This is a genomic window from Candidatus Blastococcus massiliensis AP3 (assembly GCF_000582785.1).
Lineage (GTDB): Bacteria > Actinomycetota > Actinomycetes > Mycobacteriales > Geodermatophilaceae > Blastococcus > Blastococcus massiliensis.
In genome coordinates this window covers 557067-578197 of the sequence record NZ_HG931173.1, presented here as the reverse complement: position 1 = coordinate 578197, position 21131 = coordinate 557067, and the positions used below count along the sequence as shown (strand labels likewise).

General features: G+C 69.3%; 22 protein-coding genes and 1 riboswitch. Of the genes, 11 read left to right on the top strand and 11 right to left on the bottom strand.

Going from position 1 to position 21131, the window contains the following annotated elements:
• Positions 1 to 29: 29 nt before the first annotated feature.
• The 6 genes from BN344_RS02805 to BN344_RS02780 all read right to left on the bottom strand — a co-directional run bounded on the left by BN344_RS02805 (position 30) and on the right by BN344_RS02780 (position 4016).
• Positions 30 to 356 carry an ArsR/SmtB family transcription factor gene (locus BN344_RS02805; RefSeq protein WP_040337853.1) on the bottom strand — a complete coding sequence of 109 codons (327 nt, stop codon included), beginning with the start codon at positions 354 to 356 and terminating at the stop codon, positions 30 to 32.
• Between the two features lie 82 nt (positions 357 to 438).
• Positions 439 to 1152, bottom strand: coding sequence for a M23 family metallopeptidase (locus BN344_RS02800; protein ID WP_040336903.1), 714 nt, complete (start codon positions 1150 to 1152; stop codon positions 439 to 441).
• 115 nt (positions 1153 to 1267) lie between these two features.
• Complete coding sequence (locus BN344_RS02795) at positions 1268 to 2110, bottom strand: cytochrome c biogenesis CcdA family protein (RefSeq protein WP_040336902.1); 843 nt, start codon at positions 2108 to 2110, stop codon at positions 1268 to 1270.
• Positions 2107 to 2670 carry a TlpA family protein disulfide reductase gene (locus tag BN344_RS02790; protein WP_040336901.1) on the bottom strand — a complete coding sequence of 188 codons (564 nt, stop codon included), beginning with the start codon at positions 2668 to 2670 and terminating at the stop codon, positions 2107 to 2109. Before BN344_RS02790 ends, BN344_RS02795 begins: the two co-directional genes overlap by 4 nt.
• A 40-nt stretch (positions 2671 to 2710) precedes the next feature.
• A complete protein-coding gene (locus tag BN344_RS02785; RefSeq protein ID WP_040336900.1) occupies positions 2711 to 3385 on the bottom strand; it encodes a vitamin K epoxide reductase family protein in 675 nt (224 codons plus the stop codon).
• The gene (locus tag BN344_RS02780) at positions 3366 to 4016 is read right to left on the bottom strand and encodes a DsbA family protein (RefSeq protein WP_040336899.1); all 651 of its coding nucleotides are present in this window, start codon (positions 4014 to 4016) and stop codon (positions 3366 to 3368) included. Before BN344_RS02780 ends, BN344_RS02785 begins: the two co-directional genes overlap by 20 nt.
• A gap of 275 nt (positions 4017 to 4291) precedes the next feature.
• Between BN344_RS02780 and lnt the strand changes: the two genes are divergently transcribed.
• From lnt to BN344_RS02760, 4 genes are all read left to right on the top strand, one after another.
• Complete coding sequence (gene lnt, locus BN344_RS02775) at positions 4292 to 5887, top strand: apolipoprotein N-acyltransferase (RefSeq protein WP_231486446.1); 1596 nt, start codon at positions 4292 to 4294, stop codon at positions 5885 to 5887.
• On the top strand, positions 5884 to 6861 hold the full coding sequence (gene ccsB / locus BN344_RS02770) for a c-type cytochrome biogenesis protein CcsB (RefSeq protein WP_051515490.1): 978 nt from the start codon (positions 5884 to 5886) through the stop codon (positions 6859 to 6861). The genes lnt and ccsB overlap by 4 nt, the downstream gene beginning before the upstream one ends.
• A gap of 161 nt (positions 6862 to 7022) precedes the next feature.
• Positions 7023 to 7170: riboswitch (cyclic di-AMP (ydaO/yuaA leader) on the top strand.
• Positions 7171 to 7439: 269 nt separating this feature from the next.
• Positions 7440 to 8444, top strand: a complete 1005-nt coding sequence (locus BN344_RS02765; protein WP_231486445.1) for a M23 family metallopeptidase — start codon at positions 7440 to 7442, stop codon at positions 8442 to 8444.
• A gap of 344 nt (positions 8445 to 8788) precedes the next feature.
• Positions 8789 to 10030, top strand: a complete 1242-nt coding sequence (locus BN344_RS02760) for a M23 family metallopeptidase (protein WP_231486444.1) — start codon at positions 8789 to 8791, stop codon at positions 10028 to 10030.
• 83 nt (positions 10031 to 10113) lie between these two features.
• Here the strand turns inward: BN344_RS02760 and BN344_RS02755 are convergent, their stop codons facing one another.
• Positions 10114 to 11073, bottom strand: a complete 960-nt coding sequence (locus BN344_RS02755) for a cytochrome c oxidase assembly protein (protein ID WP_040336896.1) — start codon at positions 11071 to 11073, stop codon at positions 10114 to 10116.
• Positions 11074 to 11365: 292 nt separating this feature from the next.
• On the opposite strand from BN344_RS02755, the gene BN344_RS19370 reads away from it, so the two are divergent.
• Positions 11366 to 12046, top strand: a complete 681-nt coding sequence (locus BN344_RS19370; RefSeq protein ID WP_197022219.1) for an STAS domain-containing protein — start codon at positions 11366 to 11368, stop codon at positions 12044 to 12046.
• 106 nt (positions 12047 to 12152) lie between these two features.
• On the opposite strand, the gene BN344_RS02745 is transcribed toward BN344_RS19370, so the two are convergent.
• Together BN344_RS02745 and BN344_RS02740 are read right to left on the bottom strand one after the other, a co-directional pair.
• Positions 12153 to 13787, bottom strand: a complete 1635-nt coding sequence (locus tag BN344_RS02745) for an FAD-dependent oxidoreductase (RefSeq protein ID WP_040336895.1) — start codon at positions 13785 to 13787, stop codon at positions 12153 to 12155.
• A gap of 43 nt (positions 13788 to 13830) precedes the next feature.
• Entirely contained in the window at positions 13831 to 14736 is a 906-nt protein-coding gene (locus BN344_RS02740; protein ID WP_040336894.1) for an AurF N-oxygenase family protein, read from the bottom strand.
• 233 nt (positions 14737 to 14969) lie between these two features.
• Here BN344_RS02740 and BN344_RS02735 point away from each other — a divergent pair, with 233 nt between their 5' ends.
• A complete protein-coding gene (locus BN344_RS02735; protein ID WP_231486441.1) occupies positions 14970 to 15689 on the top strand; it encodes a YcnI family copper-binding membrane protein in 720 nt (239 codons plus the stop codon).
• Between the two features lie 95 nt (positions 15690 to 15784).
• On the opposite strand, the gene BN344_RS02730 is transcribed toward BN344_RS02735, so the two are convergent.
• Both BN344_RS02730 and BN344_RS20555 read right to left on the bottom strand, forming a co-directional pair.
• On the bottom strand, positions 15785 to 17089 hold the full coding sequence (locus BN344_RS02730) for a hypothetical protein (RefSeq protein ID WP_040336892.1): 1305 nt from the start codon (positions 17087 to 17089) through the stop codon (positions 15785 to 15787).
• Positions 17086 to 17265, bottom strand: coding sequence for a cupredoxin domain-containing protein (locus BN344_RS20555; RefSeq protein ID WP_231486440.1), 180 nt, complete (start codon positions 17263 to 17265; stop codon positions 17086 to 17088). The genes BN344_RS02730 and BN344_RS20555 overlap by 4 nt, the downstream gene beginning before the upstream one ends.
• A gap of 55 nt (positions 17266 to 17320) precedes the next feature.
• Between BN344_RS20555 and BN344_RS20550 the strand changes: the two genes are divergently transcribed.
• The 5 genes from BN344_RS20550 to BN344_RS02700 all read left to right on the top strand — a co-directional run bounded on the left by BN344_RS20550 (position 17321) and on the right by BN344_RS02700 (position 21082).
• Positions 17321 to 17803 (top strand): hypothetical protein, encoded by a 483-nt coding sequence (locus BN344_RS20550; RefSeq protein ID WP_231486439.1) that lies wholly within the window; start codon positions 17321 to 17323, stop codon positions 17801 to 17803.
• A gap of 348 nt (positions 17804 to 18151) precedes the next feature.
• A complete protein-coding gene (locus BN344_RS02715) occupies positions 18152 to 18910 on the top strand; it encodes a hypothetical protein (protein ID WP_040336890.1) in 759 nt (252 codons plus the stop codon).
• 224 nt (positions 18911 to 19134) lie between these two features.
• Positions 19135 to 19905 carry a hypothetical protein gene (locus BN344_RS02710; RefSeq protein WP_155858731.1) on the top strand — a complete coding sequence of 257 codons (771 nt, stop codon included), beginning with the start codon at positions 19135 to 19137 and terminating at the stop codon, positions 19903 to 19905.
• The gene (locus BN344_RS02705; RefSeq protein ID WP_040336889.1) at positions 19902 to 20276 is read left to right on the top strand and encodes a hypothetical protein; all 375 of its coding nucleotides are present in this window, start codon (positions 19902 to 19904) and stop codon (positions 20274 to 20276) included. Before BN344_RS02710 ends, BN344_RS02705 begins: the two co-directional genes overlap by 4 nt.
• Positions 20277 to 20338: 62 nt before the next feature.
• Positions 20339 to 21082 (top strand): hypothetical protein, encoded by a 744-nt coding sequence (locus BN344_RS02700; RefSeq protein ID WP_331279627.1) that lies wholly within the window; start codon positions 20339 to 20341, stop codon positions 21080 to 21082.
• Positions 21083 to 21131 lie beyond the last annotated feature (49 nt).

Here is a 21131-nt window from a genome sequence, read left to right as displayed (position 1 = left end):
ATCGGTGCCTGACCGGGGCGCAGGGAGCATCAGCAGCACTCGTCCGTCGCCGCGGTCGGGCAGGCGTCGGGATCCACGGCCAGGACGACGCCCAGCAGATCACCGAGGGCGTGAGTGAGCCGGGCGTCCGCCAACTCGTACCGAGAGCGCCTGCCCTCCGGAACCGCCACAACCAAGCCACACCCGCGCAAGCAAGCCAGGTGGTTGGAGAGGTTCTGTCGCGTCACGCCGAGCATCTCGGCCAGCTCGGACGGGTACCCCGGCCCTTCGCGCAGCGCGAGCAGGAGACGAGTACGGGTGGGGTCGGACAGGGCGTGGCCGAAGCGGGCGAGCACTTCAGCGTGCAGCACAGGCATCACGACATCACCGTACAGCGTTAGCTGAATACAGCCAATACTGTCCTTGCGGTCTATCCGGCTGCGATTCCCTCGAGACCTATTAGATGTCGACGCCCCGTTCGCGGAGCCATGAGGCCGGATCAGCGCGGCGCCCGTCGAGCCCACCCTCGAACACCTCGAAGTGCAGATGCGGGCCCGTCGACTGGCCGCGATTGCCGAGCAGGGCGATGGTGTCACCGGCCCTGACGGTCTGGCCGTCGTCGACCAGGATCTGCTCCATGTGGCCGTACACGGTGACATCACCGTTGTCGTGGAGGATGTAGACCGCGAGCCCGAAACCTTGGGCGGACCCTGCGCGCAGGACGACGCCATCCGCGGCGGCGTACTCCGGGGTCATCATGGGCGCCGCGATGTCCAGTCCGTAGTGCATCGAGCCCCATCGGCGTCCGTAGGCGCTGGTCAGGCGCCCCTCCACGGGCATGACAGCCTTGGGTCGCGCTGCCTCCTCCCGCGCAGCACGAGAAGCGGCTAGCTCCTGGCTGCGCGCAGCCATCTGGGCTTCTGCGATCTGAGGCCGAGCGGCTTCGTCGGCCAGGATGTCGAGCGTTCCTTCTGTGAGCACCACCGACCCGGCCGGACCCTCGTGGGCGTGCGCGACCGGAGTGTCCAGCCACCAGCCGCCTTCCCAGAGGCTTGCTGCTACAGCGCCGACGACGATCGTGCTGAGGAGGAGTCGCGGCCGCTGACGCAGGCCGGGGGCGGGCCGGGAGTGCCGGGATGTCGCAATCGCCGGCCTGCGCAGTCGCCCGATCACCGCTCACCGTCCCGATGCTCTCGCCGTTGATTCCGAGAGAGATAACAGCACACCGTGATCGAACGGTAACCTAAGCAGCTTAGTAGTGGGCGTGTCCTGACCGCGCGCTCGACGGTCAGAAGGCAGAGGTGCCGAAGCCGGTGGAAGCCAGCCAGGAGCGCAGCCACACCATGATGTGGTCCCAGCCGCCGGTGACCAGCAGGATGCCGAGCAGGATGAGGAGCACGCCGCCGATCCGCATGACGGTCTGGGCGTGCCGGCGGGCCCACGAGGACAGCGTGAGGGCGCGGCGGGCGCCGAGTGCGACGAGCACGAAGGGGATTCCCAGGCCGAGGCAGTAGGCGAGACCCAGAACGGCGCCCCGGGCGGCCGAGGCCTCGGTGTAGGCCAGCGTGTTGACCGCCGACAGCGTCGGCCCTAGGCACGGCGTCCACCCGAGCCCGAAGACGACGCCCAGTACGGGGGCGCCGAGGAGGCCGGCCGGAGGGCGCCGGGTGATGCGTCGCTCGCGCTGCAGCCAGTGGAGCCCGCCGAGGAAGGCTAGCCCCATGATGATGGTGACGACGCCCATGAGTCGGGTCAGCAGGGGAGCCCATTCGAGGAGCAGGCGGCCGAGGCCCCCGAAAAGTGCTCCGAAGGACACGAAGACTGCGGTGAAACCCAGTACGAAGAGCAGGGCGCCGGTGACCACTCGGCGCCGTTGACCGGGCGGTGCAGTGATGGTCGAGCCGGGACGGTCGCCCGCCGCGGTGGCCTCGCTGCGGTTGACGGCGGGTGCTGCAGCGGCGCCGGTCTGGGCGCCGGTCAGGCCGGCGACGTATGCGAGATAGCCGGGGACGAGCGGAAGCACGCACGGCGAGGCGAAGCTGATGAGGCCGACCAGTGCGGCGACTCCTGCGGCGAGCAGCAGTGAGCCGTCGCTGACGATGGTGGCGAACGCGTCGCCGAGCTCACTCACCGTGGGGTCTCTTCGGCCAGGAGTCGATCGATCGCCCGCCGCAGGTCGTCTTCCGGGACGACCGCCACGTAGACGGCGGCCACCTGGCCGGCGGGGTCGATGAGGATGGTGCTGGGCACGACGTTGGCCGGGAAGCCTCGGAAGGCCATCGCCACCTCTCCTCGTGGATCGAAGAGCGACGGGTACTCCGCTCCCACGGATTCGACGAAGGCCTGCGCCATCTGGCGGTTGTCCTTCACGTCGACGCCGAGGAACTCCACGCCCGAATCGGCAACGTCGGCATACACGGCCTGGAACTCCGGCGTCTCCACGCGGCAGGGCGCGCACCACGATCCCCAGAAGTTGAGCACCGTGATCTCGCCGGCCAACTCCGCGGATTCGAATGCAGTCCCGTCGAGGAGCTCTCCGGTGAAGGTCGGCGCCGATTCCCGCTCTGCCGGAGGGATGACCTCGCCGAGCGGCGTGTTGCCCGCGAAGTCGAAGTCTCCCGAGCTCTCTGTGGCCGTGCTGGCGTTGGTAGCGCTCTCTCCGGAGCAGCCGGCCAGGGCGGCGGCGATCATCAGGCCGCAGAGCGCCAGATTTCCGCGACGGGATCCGATGTCAGTCAACGAGAGTGCTCCAGTACAGCCAGAACCGCTCCAGGATGGCGGCGGTGATGAAGAGGAACCACATCGTGAGCACGACACCGTGATGGGCTCGTGCCCGCGCCACCGCGCGGGCGAGCCAAGGCGGCAATCGCGATGTGATTGCGGTGGCGTTGTGCACGGTGACGTACCAGAACATCGGAACCGTCACCGCCCAGACGACCATGCAGTACGGGCAGAGTGCGCCGATCCGGTACAGGCTGCTGAAGATCAGCCAGTGCACGAAGACGACGCCGAGGGATACGCCGACCTGCAGGCCGCCCCAGAACCAGCCCGCGACCCGTGCCCCGGCGACAAGGGCCGCGCCGGTCGAGGCCACGACGGCGAAGCCGGCGATGCCGAGCAGCGGGTTGGGAAAACCGAAGGCCTCGGCCTGAGCGCTGGACATGATGGAGCCGCAGCTCAGGACGGGATTGAGGCTGCACGTCGGCACGTAGGACGGATCAGCCAGGAGCGCGTACTTCTCGACGGCGAGAACGAAGGACGCAACGAGCCCGAGCAGCCCGCCGACCAGGAGCAGCCAAGCCAGCCCGCGCTCCGACGGCGCCTCCCGGCCGTTCGAACCGGAGAGCTGCTTCGAGTGCTCAGTGGGGGTGACGGTCAGGGTCGTCTCAGTCGGCGAGCGCAGCATCGATCAGTTCGATGAACTCGTCGGTGGTCTGCGCCTCGACCTTTTCCCCGTTGAGGAAGAACGTCGGTGTGCCCTCCACGCCCAGCGCGAGACCGTCCTCGCGATCCCGCAGCACCCGCTCGAGAGTGGTGGGATCGCCGACCGCTGCGTCGTAGTCGGCCATGTCGAGGCCCATTCCCTCGGCGAAGCCGCGGAAGACATCCGCCTGAGAGTCCTGCCGCTCCCCCCACTCCGTCTGCGTCTCGTACATGCGGTGGTACATGTCTTCGAACCGGCCCTGTCGGGCTGCGGCCTCGACCGCCACGGCCGCGTTCTCCGCGTTGGCGTGGCCCGGCATCGGGAAGTAGCGGGCGACGAAGGTGACCCGCCCGTCGTAGTCGTCGCGAAGCTGCTCGACGAACGGGTACGCGGCCTTGCAGGCCTCGCACTCGAAATCCAGGAACTCCACCAGCGTGACCCTGTCGTCGGCGGCGGCGGAGAGTTGGTGGCTGTCTTCGCGCACGACGGGCGCGCCGCCTGCTTCGGCCGTGCCGGTGTCGTCCGCCCCGGAGTTGTTCACCCCGAGGAGGACGGCGACGGTCACGACGAAGGCCGCCACCAGCGCGGCGGAAATCTTCAGGTTGGTGCTCAACCGCTCTCCTCGTTGATCCGGTCCGGCGGATCGAGCGCCGACCGCGGCCATCCGGCGGGTGTAGCCGGCCGACTAGCTGGAAGCTCCGCTCTACGAAGCTGCCTAGGAGGGTACAGGCGGTTGGCTCGTCGCCAGTCTGCTCGTGGGCGTTTGCGTGTCGATCGCATCTACTACCCTACGTAGGAATGTCTGGAGGTGAAGGCGTCAGGCGTGCTGCGGACGGGGGTGACGTGCGGACCCACGAGGGCCGGGTCGAGGCGGTGGTCCCATGGCCGGTGGCCGCTCTCCTGGCCGCGGGCGGCGGGGTGTGCCTGTGGCTGGCCTTCCCGCCGTACGGACTCTGGCCGCTCGCTGTGGGTGGTCCCTTCGCCCTCGCGCTGGCGACGCGCGGCCGTAGTGCACGGTGGGGCGCCGCGCTGGGGATGCTGCTCGGCTCTAGCTTCTTGTTCCCCTTGCTGAGCTGGACCGGCGTCTTCGTCGGCGATCTTCCTTGGCTGGCGCTGTCGACTTTCCAAGCGGTCTTCTACGCCGCCTTGGGGGGCGCGTCGGCACTGGTCGGTCGGCTTCCGGCGGCTCCGGTCTGGATGGCGGCGTTGTGGGTGGGGCAGGAGGCCGCCCGTTCCCGCATTCCGTTCGGGGGCTTTCCGTGGGGACGACTCGGGTTCAGTCAGGCCGACGGGCCGTTGGGTTCTTTCGCCGCGTACGGCGGCGTGGCGCTGGTGACCTTCGCCGTGGCGCTCACCGGCACGTTGCTCGCCCGCGCTGTCTGGCGCTCTTTGCTCGGGCGACGTGAACGCCGCGCCGGCCAGCCTCGCGCCGTCGCGATACTCGTCGCTGCAGCCTTACTCGTCCCGGTGGTCGGGGCGCTTGCCTGGCTACCGCTGCCCGGGTCCAGCCTGACGGCCGGCGGGCCGACGGCCACGGTCGCTGTTGTCCAGGGCGACGTGCCCCGGGCCGGCCTGGACTTCAACGCCCAACGTCGCGCAGTTCTCGACAACCACGTCGAGCAGACGCTGGAGTTGGCCGAAGCGGTAGCTGCCGGCACGGCCTCGCGGCCGGACCTCGTGATCTGGCCGGAGAACTCCTCCGACATCGATCCTTACAAGAACCCGGACGCGGCAGCCGCCATCGACCGAGCGGCGCGCGCAGTAGGCGTGCCGATCCTGATCGGTGCCGTCCTGGACGGGCCCGGGGAGAAGCTGACGAACGTCGGTGTGGTCTGGGATCCGGTGGAGGGTCCTGGCGAGCGCTACGCAAAGCGGCATCCCGTGCCGTTCGGCGAGTACATGCCGGCCCGCTCGTTCTTCCGGCTGTTCAGCGATCAGGTCGATCGCCTGCGTCGGGACTTCGTCGCGGGGGATGAGCCCGGCGTTCTGGACGTCGGGGGAGTGCGGATCGGAGACCTCATCTGTTTCGAGGTGGCCTACGACGGACTGGTGTCCGACGTCGTGGACGGCGGCGCCTCGCTGTTGGTGGTGCAGACCAACAACGCGACATTCGGCTACACCGCCGAGAGCGAGCAGCAGTTGGCGATGAGCCGCCTGCGTGCCATCGAGCACGGCCGGACGGTCATCGTCGCCGCAACGAGCGGGATTTCCGCGGTCGTCGCACCCGACGGCACTGTCATCGACCGGTCCGAACTCTTCACGCCCTACCTGTTCAGCGGCGCCATCGCCCTGCGGCAGAACACCACCCTGGCGAGCCGAATCGGCGCCGGCGCCGAGTGGGCCGCCACCGCCACGGGCCTGGCCGCGCTGCTCGCCGCCGTCGTGCTCCGCCGACGTGAGCCACATCGGTCGAACGTGCCCTCGAGCGCTCGCCACGAGACCGTGCCACGCGATGTCCACACCGACAAGCAAGGATCCCGATGACATCCGACCAGTTCTCTGCCCTGTCCGACTCCCTCTTCAGCGCCTCGATCATCATCTATGCCCTCGCGGCGCTCGCTTTCTGTGGCGAGCTCGCGTTCGGAAGGCGCGCCTTCCGGCCGAGTCAGGAGCTGGCCACCGTCGGTGTCGGCACGTCCCTGTCCTCTCCGGAGGACGGAGCCCAGCCGCCGGCGGCGGCGTCCGGCTCGGCCGGTCGCCGCTGGGGGCTCCTGGGCGTCGGGCTCACGGGTGCCGGCGCCCTCGCCAACGCCGGTGTGCTCGTCGCCCGCAGCGCGGCGACCGGGCGGGTGCCGTGGGGCAACATGTACGAGTTCGCAACTGCCTCGGTACTCGCCGGCGTGGTCGCCTACCTCGTGTTCGCAGTCCGGGTGCCGGCGGTGCGACGCATCGGAGCCTTTGTGCTCGGGCCCGTGGTGCTCGGGCTGGTTCTCATCGGGCTCTACCTCTACGCGGAATCCGGTCCGCTGATTGCCGCCCTGCGTTCGGACTGGCTGGCCGTGCACGTTTCGGCGGCCATCATCTCGTTCGGCATCTTCATCGTCAGCGCCGTCGCCAGTGCGCTGTACCTGGTCGCGGTCCACCGCGAGAGGACGCTGGGGGACGGCGGCCGTAGGAGCGGGGGGATCGCCGACAAGCTGCCCAGTGTGGCCGTGCTCGACCGGGTGGCGCACCGCACCGCGGTCTTCGGTTTCCCCGTCTGGACGTTCGCGGTCATCGCCGGCGCGATCTGGGCGGAGAGCGCCTGGGGGCGGTTCTGGGGATGGGACCCGAAGGAGACCTGGGCTTTCATCTCCTGGGCTCTGTATGCGACTTACCTGCACGCCCGAACCACCGCCGGGTGGCGAGGCCGCCCGGCCGCGTGGGTGAACCTGGTCGCCTTCGCGAGCCTCGTCTTCAACCTGCTGTTCGTGAACCTGGTGTCGACCGGTCTGCACTCCTACGGCGGCGTCTCGTGAGCGCGACGGCCCCTGGGATGTCCTCGGTGCAGGTGTTGTTGACCAGCAGCTTCGTCAGCCGTCGTTATGCAACCGTGACAACTAAGGAACTTCGTACTACGGTTCCGGGCGGTCCTACCGAGCTGTGCCTCTCGACCGGAGAGCCTCGGTCGGACCCCGCCTAACTGCCCGTGCCACACGGCCGGACGGACCGGGGACCCACCGTTCCCCTGGGGTGAATCCCGCGTGAGCGCGACTGCGAGCACGCGGGTAGGGCGCCTTCCCGCCCGAACCCGTCAGCTAACCCGGTAGGCGGCGAGGAAGAACGGAGATCCGCCGCCTTGGCGACGCTGCACAACCGATCCGTCCGCACGTCCGTCGTCCCGTCCGTAGTCCGCTCCGATCGACTCCGCCGAGACAGTCGAACGGGTCTCCCCGGAGTCGGTTCCGCGATCATCCGCCACCGGCGCACCGGCCTTGTTGCCGCCACGGCAGCGCTTGTCATCGGACTGTCGGCCGTGACGGCACTTGCTGCCCCCGCCGAAGGGCAGTCGGAGGAGGCTGTTTTGAGTACTGAGGTCGAGAGGATCTCGGGGTTGGTGACCGCGGCTGAGAAGGATCTGGAGAGATCCACCGTGGAAGCGGAGGCTGCGGCCGACGCCTCCCGCGCTGCGCAGGCTGCGCTTGTGGATGCAGAGACGCAAGCCGCTGCCGCTGCCGCTGAGCTGGAGGCGACTCGCGCGGCGGTCGATGCCGCTCGGGGCGGCATTGCCGCTCTCGGCCGCGATGCCTTCATGGGTGCCGATTCGCTGGGCGATGCGGCCGCGCTGCTCGACGCGGCCGGACCTGACGAGGTGCTGGAGAGGGCTGCGATGCTCGACCTCCTGGGTGAGGACCGCGCCGAGCGGCTCGAGGAGTTCGAGGTGATCCAGGGGCGGCAGGAGCGCGCTGATCGGGCGGCCCAGGCTGCGGTCGCGGAGCGCGATGCGGCCGTGCGCGCCTCGGTCGAGGCGGAGGCTGCAGCCCAGGCGCAGCTCGCGGCATCTCAGCAGGCGTACGACGCTGCTGCTGGCCAGAAGCTCGCCCTCGACGCGCAGCTCCGCGACGCGGAGATCAAGCTGTTGGGGGCGCAGGGAGTGGCAGATCCGGTTGCCGCGCGGGACGAGCAGCAGCGAGGCGAACTTGCGATGGCGCGCGCCGGCACCGCCGCGCTCGTGGCCGGTCGGGTGACGTCCTGCTACGGAAGCCGGTCCGGCGCCAAGCACAACGGCGTGGACATCGCCGCTCCCATCGGTACGCCCATCTATGCACCGGATGACGGAGTGGTGCTGGACGCGGGGCCTGCGAGCGGGTTCGGCCTGGCCGTCTACATCCAGCACGGGGACGGCACCATCACCGTGTACGGCCACATCAACGAGTACTTCGTGAACGCGGGTCAGGTGGTCACTGCCGGTCAGCAGATCGCCGAGGTGGGCAACCGGGGGCAGTCGACGGGACCCCACCTGCACATCGAGACCCATCGGAATGGGCTCTACCAGGACCGCGTCGATCCAACGCCGTGGCTGGGGGCCCGCGGCATCACGCTCGGTGGCGGCTGTGGCTGATCGGTAGCCACGTCGAGAGACGACGTGGCACCGGGTCGCACGGGTGTGCGCAGGACCCCGGGGCAGCCGACGCGGTATGGCGGCCACTCTGAGTGCCCAAGGCGTGACTCAGCGGTGGGAAGTGAGTGACATGTGTGCCGCGTGTTGCCATCGCTACTATCTGAGTTAGTGGGACTCTGCTCTGGCTCATCCATACCGCCACCCTCTTCCCCAGGGAGCGAGCCATGTCCCATCACCGTTCTCTCCGACGGGCCGGCCCGACAGTCGCTGGACGGCCAGGTCACCGCTGGCCGACAGTGAGTCGTCCGGGCTGTCGCCGTCCGGTGCGGAGCACGCTGATCGGTGTGCTCGCCAGCATTGCGCTCGTCGGCTTGGCAACGCCTGGTCTCACCGCGCCCGCGCCTCCCAACCCCACGGACGGCCAGATCGGTGCCGCGCAGGCCGAGCAGGCGACTGCGGCGGCCGAGGTCGGCCGTATCGCCGGCCTGGTAGCGGTCGCCGAAGCCCAGCTCGAACGCGTCGGCATCGAGGCCGAGGCCGCAGGGACCGCCTACATGATCGCCGAGGAAGCGCTCCTGCAGGCCGAGGCGATGGCTGAACAGCGAGCAGCCGAGCTCCAAGCAGCGGCGGCTGCCGTCTCCGTAGCGGAAGCTCGCATCGCCCAATTCTCCCGTGACAGCTACATGAACGGGTCGACGATCTCCAGGACGGCCGCGCTGTTGAGCTCCGAGGGACCTGGCGAACTGATCCAGCGCGCCGCTCTGCTCGACTACGTCGCAGTCAACGAGGTGGACGTTCTCGGCCAGCTCCAGTTCGCCAAGGTGACTCAGACCAACGCCGACTCCTCCGCTCGCGCCGCCCGCGACGAGATGGCTGCCGCCGAGGAGACGGCCCAGGCCGCCAAAGCGCAGGCGGACGCGCAGCTGACCGCCCAGCAAGGTGTCTACGCCGAGGTGGCCGCACAGAGGGCGACGCACGAGGTGGACCTGAAGGCCGCCCAGATCAGAGTTCTCGAGCTGCAGGGGGCACGGAACGCCTATCAGCAGTGGACGGCCCAAAAGCAGGCCGAGGAGGCCGCCGCCGCTGCCGCAGCCGAGGCGTCGGCCCGGAAAGTCGCCGAGGCCGCGGCGGCGGCGCGGAGCAACAGGCCCAGCAATGCTGGCTCCGGCGGGTCTTCCGGTTATACCGCGCCCTTCTCCGGACGCGTCACCAGTTGCTTCGGCGCACGCTGGGGAACCTCGCACAACGGGCTAGACGTCGCCTCTCCCATCGGCACGCCGCTTTACGCCCCCATCTCGGGAACCGTCCAGCGTGCTGGGCCGGCCACCGGTTTCGGGCTGGCTGTCTACCTGCTCGGCGACGACGGTGCCGTGTACGTCTACGGGCACATCAACGACTACTTCGTCCGCGCCGGCGACCGTGTGGTGGCCGGCGAGCAGATCGCCGAGGTGGGAAACAGGGGTAACTCGACCGGGCCGCATGTGCATTTCGAGGTGCATCCGAACGGGGCCATGTACAGCGGAGCCTCAAACCCGGCTGCGTGGCTGAACGCTCGTGGGATCTCTGTCGGTGCCTGCGGGGGCTGACGTACCCCGCGGGCTCGGATCCCGGCGGGGGCCAAGTCCTGGTCTCGAATCTGCCCGTCTGTCTGGAACGGCGCCGCCGCGCCTCACCTGTTCAAATACGCCATGGCGCGAAGTCGAGCGTTGTACTCCGCCAGCTCGGCGTCACCGGTCCGGTCGGCTGCCCGGTCCAGGGCCTTGCCGCGCCGCTCGTCGGAACTGGCCCAGGAGAAGAAGACGACTGCCAGTACCAGCACGGTGGGCAGTTCTCCGAAGGCCCAGACGATGCCGCCGGCCTCGCCCTGGTCTCGCAGCGGGTCGATGCCCCAACCGGCCGGGGGCTGGGCAAACGTGTCGACGACCAGTGAGCTGGCCATCATGATCGCGACGCCGAAGAACGCGTGAAACGGCACGGGCAGAAAGAGCTCGAGCATCCGGCCGGGGTGGCTCAGCGTCCGGGGCCAGGGATCCTGCGCCACGATCGGCCCGAAGAACAGGATCCCGGTGACGACGAAGTGCGCCAACATCAGCTGGTGCCCGGCGGGGTTGCTCATCAAAGCGTCGAAGAGTGGCGTGAAGTAGACGCCGTAGAGGCTCGCAAGGAACAGCGGGATAGAGAACAGCGGGTGGGCGAGAAGCCGTGCCAGGCGGCTGTGTAGCCCGTTGAGGAGCAGTGCCCGCGGGACGCCGGACACGCCTTGGCCTCGGGGCAGGGTCCGCAGCGCGAGAGTCACCGGTGCGGCGACCAGGAGCAGCAGTGGCGTGATCAGTGACAGGACCATGTGCTGGGTCATGTGGACGCTGAACAGCACCATGCTGTAGCCGTTCAACCAGGTGCCGGTGACGGCGAACAGAGACGCAGTCCCGGCGAGCCAGGAGAGCGTTCGCCACCAGGGCCAGGAGACGCCCGTTCGGCGCAACCGCATGACCGCGGCCAGGTACACCACCAGCGCGACGAGGCTCAGCACTGCCAGGACCGACGAGGCCTCCAGGTGTGGCAGGAACATCCGCCCCCACGTCGGTGGCTCGTCGGGCACCCACATGCCCGAGTGTCGCCCGTGCTCCACGGAACCTCCTCCACGGCGCTGATCCACATTCTCCTAACGTGGATCGTAGACGAGCGAGAGTCGGCATAGGGGAGTGTCGCCAGCTCCTACTAGTCTTGTTAGTGCCGGCCCAGAGATCTGACCGGCCCCTCGAAGTCGAAGGAACGGGATGACGACCGCCTCAGGAACACGCGAGGTTCCGTTCGCTCGGCAGTCCGTGTGGCGGGCACTGACCGCCCTAACCGCGTACTGCCCGGTGTGCGACGTTTCCTACGTCTTCTCGGAGGGCGTAGGGACAGACGCGGACGCGGTCATGGGCAAGGGGACTCGCTTCGTCTGCGCGCAGGGGCGGCTGGACGATATGCCGCCGCCTCCGGGCGCGGTCAGCGGGGAAGTCGTCGAATGGGTCGCGGAGGAACGCATCGGGACCCGGTTGGAGTTGGCGTCGGAGAACTGGCAGACCCGCGTCGAACTCGCTGACGCCTCGCCGGGTGTCACGCGCGTCACGGTGACCGTGTCTCACGACTCCCAGGGCGGCAATCGCCTACGGCAGGTGCTGCAGCGCAAGGCGATGCAGCGGATGGTGCAGCAGACCGTGGACTCGGAGCTGGCCAAGCTGCCGGATCACGTCAGCTGGCTGTCCGAGCGCCGCAGCGACGTCGTCGCCGTCGAGCGGGAAGCTGCTCCCGTCGAGCAGGCCCCCAGTTCTGTGGAACAGGAGCGAGACGGTTGGGTGGTTCACCTGCGGGGTGAGATCGACGCTCCGGCCGTCGACCGACTAGGGCTCCAGCGGCGTCTGGAGGAGTTGGCGGTTGTGGCCATCGATGTCCGCGGACTGACCTACATCGACTCCGTGGCGTTCCCACCCCTGCAGCGGTGGGCCAAGCGCACCTCTCGGGCCGGCGGCCACGCGGTCATCCGAGGCGACAACCCCTACTTCGACCAGATGCTGGGCGTCATGGGACTCACGTCGATGTTCCGCCGGGAGACCTGACTACGGGGGACGTCGACCCGGCGGCTCCATCTACCGCCGTGATCGGCCTGTGGCTGCTCTTTGTCCTTGCTGGCGCGCCCGCGACACGGCCGTGCCCCACGCGGAGTCAACGCTGACGGCTGGCGCGCCGCAGGTCCTCGACAGTGGCGAACTTGACGGCGGGTCGGCCGCTTGCCTGTCCGCGCGCACGCTCGCGGCTGAGAATCCGATCCAGCCCGGTGGCGTCGACCAGGCCCGAGTGAGAACGACGGACGGACCTCATGAGGGCACGTGGTGTCCGTTGAGGGGTGGATAGCCGGCCGGCGATCGCGTCGTCCAGCAACGTGCGCACCGTCTCGGCGGCATCCACTCGGTTGTCTCCGATGCCGCCGGTGGACCCGCGCTTGAACCAACCAACGGCATAGGCTCCCGGAGCCCCGTCGATTCGGCCCGCCACGTGCGGAACCCGTCCGGTGGAGGGTTCGAAGGGCAAGCCCTGGATCGCCCGACCGCCATAGCCGATGGCGCTCACGACCGGACTGGCCAGGACATCGGTGCCGTCGACCAGGCGGACCCCCTCTGCGACGGAATCACCCAGTACGCGTTCGACGGTGCTGTGGAATCGCAGGACGATGCGCCGTCCCGGCTGAGGACTGGATGAGTAGTCGAGCAGCGCGCGCGGAAGCCCGCGAAGCAGGTCCTGCTGGCTGCCCTGAGGCGCGGCGTCGATGGCCTCCCCGGTGCGTGGATCGGTGTCGTCGATGACCAGCTCCACCCCAGGGAGGTGGCGCAGCGCGAGCAGCTCCGGCGCGGAGTAGGCGGCGTGCTCTGGACCGCGCCGGCCGAGCAGAACCACCTCGCGCACTGACGCTGCCCGAAGGGCCGCGAGCGCATGGTCTGCCATGTCGGTGCGTGCCAGCTCGTCGGCATCGCGGCTGAGAATCCGGGCGATATCGAGAGCTACGTTGCCCGTGCCGACGACGACCGCCCGCTCGTCCCTCAGGCGGACTGCGTCGGCGGGCATGTCCGGGTGGGCGTTGTACCAGCCGACGACCTCAGGAGCTGTGTGGTTACCGGGTAGGCGCTCCCCTGGGACGCCGAGCGGCTTGCCACTGGCCGCGCCGACGGCGTAGATCACCGCGTCGAAGTGCTGCGCCAGTGTGTCCACGCTCAGGTCAGCGCCCACATCGATGCCCAGCAGCAGCCTGACCCGAGGATGCGTGTAGAGCCGGCCCAGGTTGTGAGTTATGCCTTTGGTGCGAGGGTGGTCCGGCGCGACGCCGTACCGGATCAGGCCTCCCGCCACCGGCAGCCGGTCGATGAGAGTGACGCGCGAGCGGGTGTGCAACAGCAGCAGCTCGGCCGCGTAGAGGCCGGACGGGCCGGTCCCGACGACGGCGACGTCCAGGCCGCGGAAGTCACTGGGCAGGGACCAGTCGAAGGCCGGTCGATCCCATGCGTGGAACAGAGGGTCTGTGCGAGAGGCGCCTTGGCCCGCAGGCTCCGTCGATCGCGCAAAGTGCTCGGCGTTGAGGTCGACGTAGATCCGGTCTGCGCCGCTCAGGACGTCCGCGGGCAGGGCAGCGTCGACGGGGCAGGCGTCGGCGCACGCTCCGCAGTCGATGCACACCTTCGGGTCGATGTAGAGCATCGTCGTGGACCCGAACGCGTTCTCGCCGGGTGCCGGGTGGATGCAGTTGACCGGGCAGACCGCGACGCAGGAGGCGTCCTTGCAGCAGTTCTGCGTGATGACGTAGGTCATGAGTGCCGGGGCCCCAGATCGCATCCCGCGCCGCAGCGTGAAATCACAGCAGGTTGGCCTTCCGGTAGATCGCCGACGCAGGGCCGGTCAGCAGTCCGGCCGAGTGGAGGAACTCCATGAGGCCCCGGCAGCTCGAGCGAAGCATCGACTTGTAGTGCTCGTTGCCGGCCGCTTCCCGCTTGGCGCGTGCGACGTCCAAGCCCGCTTCGGCGTAGGCGCGGTCGCTCACCATGCTCGTCACGATGTGGTACGCGGATGCAGCGACGAGCAGGGCGGTGGCCTGCCGGCGCAGAGGCCCAGCGCCTTGCATGCGCTTGACCACCTCATCCCGGGCGAACTTCATGTGCCGGGACTCCTCGACGACATGGATGTTGTTGATCGTCCGGACGAACGGTGCCACCCGCTCGTCGCGCATCCAGTCGCGCTGCATGACGTCCAGCACCTCCTCGGCGACCAGGATGGCGGCGTAGGCCGTCTCGCCCCAGGCGATCGTCTTGAACAGACGTCCCAGTTCCACGACCCGCCTCTTCGGTAGGTAGGCCGGTGCATTCAGCTTCGCCGCACCACGGGCGAACATGATCGAGTGGCGGCACTCGTCAGCGATCTCCGTGAGCGCCCATTGGAACTCCGGCGACGTGCGGTCGGCGGTGTACATGTCCCGCAGCATCATCTGCTGCAGGATGATCTCGAACCAGATTCCGGTGCACGCGACCGACGCTGACTCCTGACGGGTGAGCTCGGCCCGCTGGCTCTCGCTCAGCTCTTGCCAGTAGGGAGTTCCGTAGAGCGTCGACCACTCAGGGCTGGCGCCGTGGTGGCCGGGGTCAAGGGGGCTGTCCCAGTCAACCTCGACACTCGGGTCGTAGGAGAGCGTGGCGCTCGATGCCAATAGGCGTTCGGCCACGGAGCCTTCGCGCGTCGTGGTGGTGGCGATGTCGGCGGCGGTCATCGTGCCTGCCTCTCGTCTCAATAGTGGTAACGCCTATGTAGACGTGAACGTGAGTCATAGATACCCCGTGCCCATCAATGTGACACCTCTCGATGTCACATCCTGCCAGGCGGCATGTCCTGCATCACATCTGAGTCATCGCGGGAACTGCTTCGTGAGCAGCAGCGACTAACTGATCTAGTAGGACGGGCTCGGCGGCCGGCCGGGTCCGACTCAGGCGAAGGAGCGCACTCGTGACAACCCGACTGGCCCGGACGATGACCGTCGGCCTTGCTTCGATGTCGGCCGTGCTGGCCCTCGGTGTGACCTCCGCGTCAGCTCACGTGGGCGTCAGCTCCGCTGACGCTGCGCCCGGCGGCTTCGGTGAGGTGACCCTCCGGGTGCCCAACGAGAGCCAGACGGCTTCCACCATCTCGCTGCGGGTCCAGATCCCGGCCGAGACGCCGCTGGCATCGGTGCGGACGAAGCCGGTTCCCGGGTGGACCGCGACCCTGACGCGGAGCCCGATCGATCCGCCGGTCGACGTGCACGGCACCGAGGTCAGCGAAGCCGTCACGGAGATCGTCTGGACCGCCGACCCCGGGGCGGGCATCGGCCCGGGTCAGTATCAGACCTTCGCCATCAACGGCGGCCCTTTCCCGGACGTCGACACGATCACCTTCCCGACGCTGCAGACCTACGACGACGGTGAGGAGTCCGCGTGGATCGAGCCCACGCTCGACGGCCAGCCCGAGCCCGAGGACCCGGCACCCGTGCTGTCCCTCGTGGACAGCGCAGCTGACGGCGACGAGGCGGATGGGGTGGCGACCGAGGCCGATGGGAGCGACAGCGCCGACAACTCTGATGGCTCGGGACTGGCGGTGACCGCGCTCGTCGTCGGCGGCGCCGGACTACTGGCTGGGCTGACAGGGCTCGTGTTGGCGCTCTCGGCTCGGCGGCACACCACGACCTGAACCGGCTGGGTCGCTATCGCGTGACCTCCGGCGGAGCAGCCACAGCGCACCGCCGGAGGTGACGCGAGTGCTGGGTACTGCTGCGCACGGCCGGGTCAGAAGCCGAACAACAGTCCCAGACCGCCGAACGTGAACATGACCATCACGACCACGAGGGGCAACTGGTCAGAGGCCGGGGCGCGGGGCGCCACACGGAGGGCCTGCTCGTGCGCCAGCGTGACTCCCAGGACGTGGCCCATGACCACCCCGCCGACCTGCACATAAGCAATCGTGTCCGCTGACACGGCTGTTAGGTCGACTCGGTTGCCGTAGGTCCCGAACAGGTCGACTCCGTCGAGGCCGAAGGGGTTGCTCGCCAGGATCCACGTGCTCTGGCCGTCGAGAAGAAGCAGGCTGAAGTAGTGGGCGATCGTGTAGCCGAGGGCGATCGGGATGACCGTGGCCGCGAACAGGCGAGGTTGCGGCCCCAGCGGTACCCGACCGAGGCGGCCGGACAGCCGCGTGCCCACCACGTAGAGCACAGCGACGAGGGCGATCATCGCTAGCAGACCCAGGGTTCCGGACAAGACGTCGTCCGCTTCCCCGGGGCCGGTCTGCCAGTAGACCGTTCGCGACAGGCCGTCGAAGGCGGTGGAGCCGAGCAGCACCACGACGACGGCGGCGAGGCCCGGCTCGGCCGGCGTCGTCAGGACATTGGTGAGGGGGTTGCGGAACACCAAGCGCCCGTCGTCCCGCCGTCCGAACGGCGAGAGGCGACCCAGCAGAGCCGAGTACACCTCGAAGCCGTCACCACGGGCGAACCAACCCTCGCCGAACCAGAGCGCGGCAGCGGTGTGGACGGCGGCATACAGAACCAGGAACCAGCCGACGGTCGCAGGCTCGGCACGCTGCGGCGGGACGAGCTCGAGCCACACGAAGACCGCCAGGGACACGGCTGCCGGCCACAGGCCCAGCCGGGGAAGCGTCTCAGCTCCGCGAGCGGGGCCGGCGATGCCACGGAGCACCCGGTGAACCAGCCGCAGCGGATTGACGATCCGCCACACGGGACCCAACAGCAGGCTCACGGGCACAAGACCCACCCAGAAGGTGACGTAGACCGCCCACGGCGCGATGTTGCGGGAGGTCTCGTCCGGCCCTGCGAAGGCGACGACCGTGACGAAGACTGCGGCCGCCAGCGCGATGCTTTGGAGCACCCGGCGTACAGCCGGGCTGTCCACGGCCCCCTGTACCGCGGCTGGCAGCGCTCGACCGGAAGACGATCCGCCCATCTTGGGCTTGCGCCAGAAGAGCAGCAGCGCGGCGAAGCTGATCAGGACAGCAGCCCCGCCGCCGTAGAGCGCGAGTCCCAGTGGGATGGGCAGGTCCGTTCTGGAGCCGACCCCGTGGGCGAGGAGCGTCATCCGACCTGAAGGGTGAACAGGAGCGTGCCGAGCTCCTCCAGCTCCACCTCGAAGACTCCCGGAATCGACGCCTGGAACGTCAACGTGCCCGGCGCGTCCGGCCCGACAGGCGCGGAGAGGTCATAACCGTGCAGGTGGATCTCGTCCGTCGCATCGCTCGTGACGGTGATCGTCACCTGGTCCCCAGAAGCGACCGGGATTCGGCCGGTATCTCCGGTCACCTGGCCGCCCATGTATGACACGGCGACGTTCGTGCCTGCCGGCGCAGGGGTGGTGCTGGGGGCGGCTGACGTAGCCGATGGGGTAGTGCTCGCCGCAGAGCTGGCCGGCGGGCTAGCGCTGGTCTGCGCGCCTGCTTCCGACTCGTCGGTTCCAGCGCAGCCGGTGAGGGAAACGACGGACGCGAGCAGCAGGGCCGCCGGCACACGGCGGAACCGGGCGGTGGAGGCAGTCATTGAGTGGGCTCCAGAACAGTCTCGACGATGGCACGTAGCAGATTCCGGTTCACTCGAGCGCCTCGCTGCGCTGCTCGGCTTCCGCGTTCTCGCGTGCGGCCAGACGGCGGTCCCGGATTACTGCGCCCGTCACGATTGCGAGGAGGACGGCCGCTGGCCCGAAGAAGCCGATCGTTCCGATGACGGCGAGCCCGTCAACGGCGAGGATGGCATCGAGAGCACCGGCACTGATGTTCCGATCGTCTACTACTCGCACTAGTGCATGTCACATCGGCCGGTGTCAGATGTCAATCGGGGCCGCCCTCTTTCTCGGTCGTGCAGCAGCGCCGATCGGGTATCGCCGTAGGCGAGCAACCTTCGGCGTATAGGGCGACGCGCCGACTTCGCACACGGTGGAGCGTCACCCCTAGACGCGCCGCCTTAGTCGTCACGCCTCGGCGTGCGTCACCCCTCGTCCGCGGACGCCGAGGCGTCCCCGGACGCAATAGCGGCACACAACTGGTCGCGCGATGACGTGACCAGCACTGTCACCCCTGCCGAGGGTGACGGCTCGTTGAACGTCTCTGCGGAGCGTCGACGGCATCACACCGATGCCGGAGGACCGCACATGTTTCACGACCCCACCATCGTCGGCAGCTGGCCGGCGCTCGCGGCACGCCTGGACGGCGACGAAATCCTCGTCCGTTGGGCCGCCACCGAGCCGGCCCTCGCCGGGCTGAGCAGCGTCCATGACCTGCTCGCAGTCTGGGCCGACGGCAGCGGGGAGCAGCGCCGCGACGTCGTGCTCGCCGCGCTCGTCCGGCTGGCCGCTGTCGACAATGGTCGCGACGACGACGCGCTACTGCTGACGCTCCACTTGCTCAGCGGTCTGGTGCGGACGATGGCCAGGCAGCTCGCAGACCTGAACCCCGACATCCTCGCCGTGGTCGTCGGCGAACTCGCTTGCCAGATCCGCCGCTACCCGTGGCGACGCCGGCCCCGTGCGATCGCGGCGAACCTGCGCGCCGAGACCCGGCGGGCGGTACTCGCCGAACTGCGCCCCAGCAGCCGCTACCACCCCGACCGGGTCGAGGTCCTGACCGCTACGGGGGACATCACTCGGATTGCATCTGTCACCGCCGGCGAGGAGGGGGAGGACCTCGACGTCGTCGACCTGCTGCAGTGGGCGGTGCGCTCAGGGGTCGACCCCGAGGACGTTGCACTGCTGATTGCCACCGAGTGCAACCGCGACCGTCGACACCGGCGCGCCGACCAGAAGGTCGCCGCCGCACACGGCATCACGACGCGCACCCTGTACCGCCGGCGGAACCGCACGCTGACCGCCCTGCGCGGTGTGGCTCCGCAGTATCTGGCGGCCGTCGCGTGAGCCCTCTGCTGCAGGACGTCGATGAGGCCTACGCCGTGACGGGCGGTGTTGCCAATGGCGGCGACGTCGACCCAGAGGAGCGACTGCTGTCGATTGCGGAGATCCAGCAGGCCTTCCGCGAGCTGCGTGCCCATCGTCCGCGACCTGCCGCAAGCAGGCCGGCCGCGCCGACGCGTCTCCAAGAGCTGTGGACTGGCAGCGGTGACAGAGCGCTGCAGCGAGGCGTGAGCAGGGGTGACAGCGCACCCGCGGCTGGTCTACGCAGGGGTGACATCGACGTGCTGGCGGCCGGCTGGATCACGGTCATAGCGGCACACGCCGGTGCCGGCGCCTCCACGGTGGCGCTGGCCATCAGCGACGCTGCCGCGACCACCGACCGGCGGGTGCACCTGGTGGAGACCGCGCATCCCCGCCGGTCGGGGTTGATTGCCGCGGCGTCGGCGGAGCTGGGCACCGACGCCGCCGGCGCGTGGCGACGTGGCTCCCGCGGCCGCGTCACGATCGACCGCTGCGTCGCGGACGTGGAGCCTGGCGGCTGGCCGGCCCTCCCGATCAGCGAGGAGCCGACGGTCACTGTCCTCGATCTCGGGCTGCCTGCTCCGGAGAACCTGGCCCAACTGGCCGCCGCCCGCACGCGCACCGTCGTCGTCTGTCGGCCGACCGTGCCCGGGATGCGACTGACCGAGCACGCTCTGAGCCAGCTCGCCGAGCAGCCGGTGGTGGTGGCCGTCGTGGGCCCGGCGCGCTGGCCCCCGGCGGTGCACGCCAACTGCGGTCCGCGGCTTCGCGAGTTGCGGTCGCAGGGGCGCGTGGTCCGAGTTCCGATCGACCGACGACTGCAGACCGCCGGTCTGACGGGGGACCGGCTGCCCAGAGGAGTGGAGGCCGCGGGCCGGTCGCTGGCCGCGCTGTTGATGCCGGCCGTGCCACCGCGGCATCGGCATCGGCATCGGGCGGCAGCGGTCCAGCCGGGCGCGGCGGGGGAGACCCAGTGAGCCCCTACAGGAAAGCAGCGGTACGGGCGGTCTCGACCGTCCCGCTCGTCGCTGTGGGTCTGGTCGTGCTGACGGCGGGGCCCGCCACCGCCGCGCCGGTCGAGCTCACTGCGGCGGTCTGCCCGGAGGCACCGCCGGGAGTGCAGGCGTTCGCCGATCAAGTGACGGCGTGGGTGAAGTGGGGCGTGCTGGCGCTGATCGGAATCGCCGCGGTCGTGTCGCTGGGCTCGGTCCTGGTTGGCCGGATGTTCTCCCATCCGCATGCTTCCCGCTTTGGGGCGATGGGCGTCGCGGTGGTCGTGATGGTGGCGATCACCTACACGGTCATCCTGGTCATCCTCGACTCCATTACCGGCAGTGGGTGCACCTGATGCGCCGCCGTCCCGACGTCCGGGGGAGCGGTGCGCCGGAGTGGAGCCCGGCGCGTCTCCTGGTGGTGCTCGTGGTCAGCGCGGTGGTGGCGCTGGCGGTGCTGGCCGGCCTGGTGTTGGCAGTTATCGGAGGCTTGATCGAGGCGCCCGATGAGAGGAACGCCGCACGACAGGCTGCGGCTCCTTCACCGGACATGTCGCGGCAGGATGCGCTGGCCGCGGCGCCGATGCCGACCGCCGACCCTGATGAGGCGCTGCCTGGCCCCGTATCCAGGCAGGCTGCGGGCGTTCTCGAGCTGCCGCGCGCCACCGGCGTAGGCCCCGCGGACGTGCCCACCGGCTTTCCGCGAACTCCGGAGGGTGCGCTGGCGCAGTTGGCGGCGATCGACGTGACGGCGATGCAGAGCGGCTCGATGGACGGCGTGCGGCGGGTGATCGCCGAGTGGGCCGCTCCTGGCGGGCCGACCTCAGAGACGTGGTCCGGGGCGGACGGAATGGCCAACCTGTTGTCTGCAGCCGGCCTGTCGAGTGCGGGGTCGCCGCAGCTGGCGATCGTCGTCCGTCCGGTGATGGGGCTGATCAAGGGCACAGTGGGCGAAGACTTCGCGGTGGTGTGCGTGAACTTTGAGTTCACCGTCACCGTTGAGCAGACGTCTCGGATCGCGATCGCCGACTGCCAGCGCATGGCCTGGGTCGGGGACCGGTGGCTCATCGGCCCGGGGGAGGAGCCAGCGCCGGCCCCCTCGGTCTGGCCAGGCACCGACGCGGCCATCGCAGCCGGCTATCGGGACCTGCGCCATGTCTGAGCAGCGACGCGGAGGGCGTAGCAGCTGGTGTCCCCGAGTGGGAGCGGTG

Bases quoted from the DNA above. Each gene is read 5' to 3' on its own strand.
- BN344_RS19370 (WP_197022219.1), top strand. From the start codon at position 11,366: ATGGGCAAGGGGACTCGCTTCGTCTGCGCGCAGGGGCGGCTGGACGAT.
- BN344_RS02805 (WP_040337853.1), bottom strand. From the start codon at position 356: ATGCCTGTGCTGCACGCTGAAGTGCTCGCCCGCTTCGGCCACGCCCTG.
- BN344_RS02745 (WP_040336895.1), bottom strand. From the start codon at position 13,787: ATGACCTACGTCATCACGCAGAACTGCTGCAAGGACGCCTCCTGCGTC.
- BN344_RS02740 (WP_040336894.1), bottom strand. From the start codon at position 14,736: ATGACCGCCGCCGACATCGCCACCACCACGACGCGCGAAGGCTCCGTG.
- BN344_RS02715 (WP_040336890.1), top strand. From the start codon at position 18,152: ATGTTTCACGACCCCACCATCGTCGGCAGCTGGCCGGCGCTCGCGGCA.
- ccsB (WP_051515490.1), top strand. From the start codon at position 5,884: ATGACATCCGACCAGTTCTCTGCCCTGTCCGACTCCCTCTTCAGCGCC.
- BN344_RS02785 (WP_040336900.1), bottom strand. From the start codon at position 3,385: ATGCTGCGCTCGCCGACTGAGACGACCCTGACCGTCACCCCCACTGAG.
- BN344_RS02730 (WP_040336892.1), bottom strand. From the start codon at position 17,089: ATGACGCTCCTCGCCCACGGGGTCGGCTCCAGAACGGACCTGCCCATC.
- BN344_RS02790 (WP_040336901.1), bottom strand. From the start codon at position 2,670: ATGATCGCCGCCGCCCTGGCCGGCTGCTCCGGAGAGAGCGCTACCAAC.
- BN344_RS20550 (WP_231486439.1), top strand. From the start codon at position 17,321: ATGTATGACACGGCGACGTTCGTGCCTGCCGGCGCAGGGGTGGTGCTG.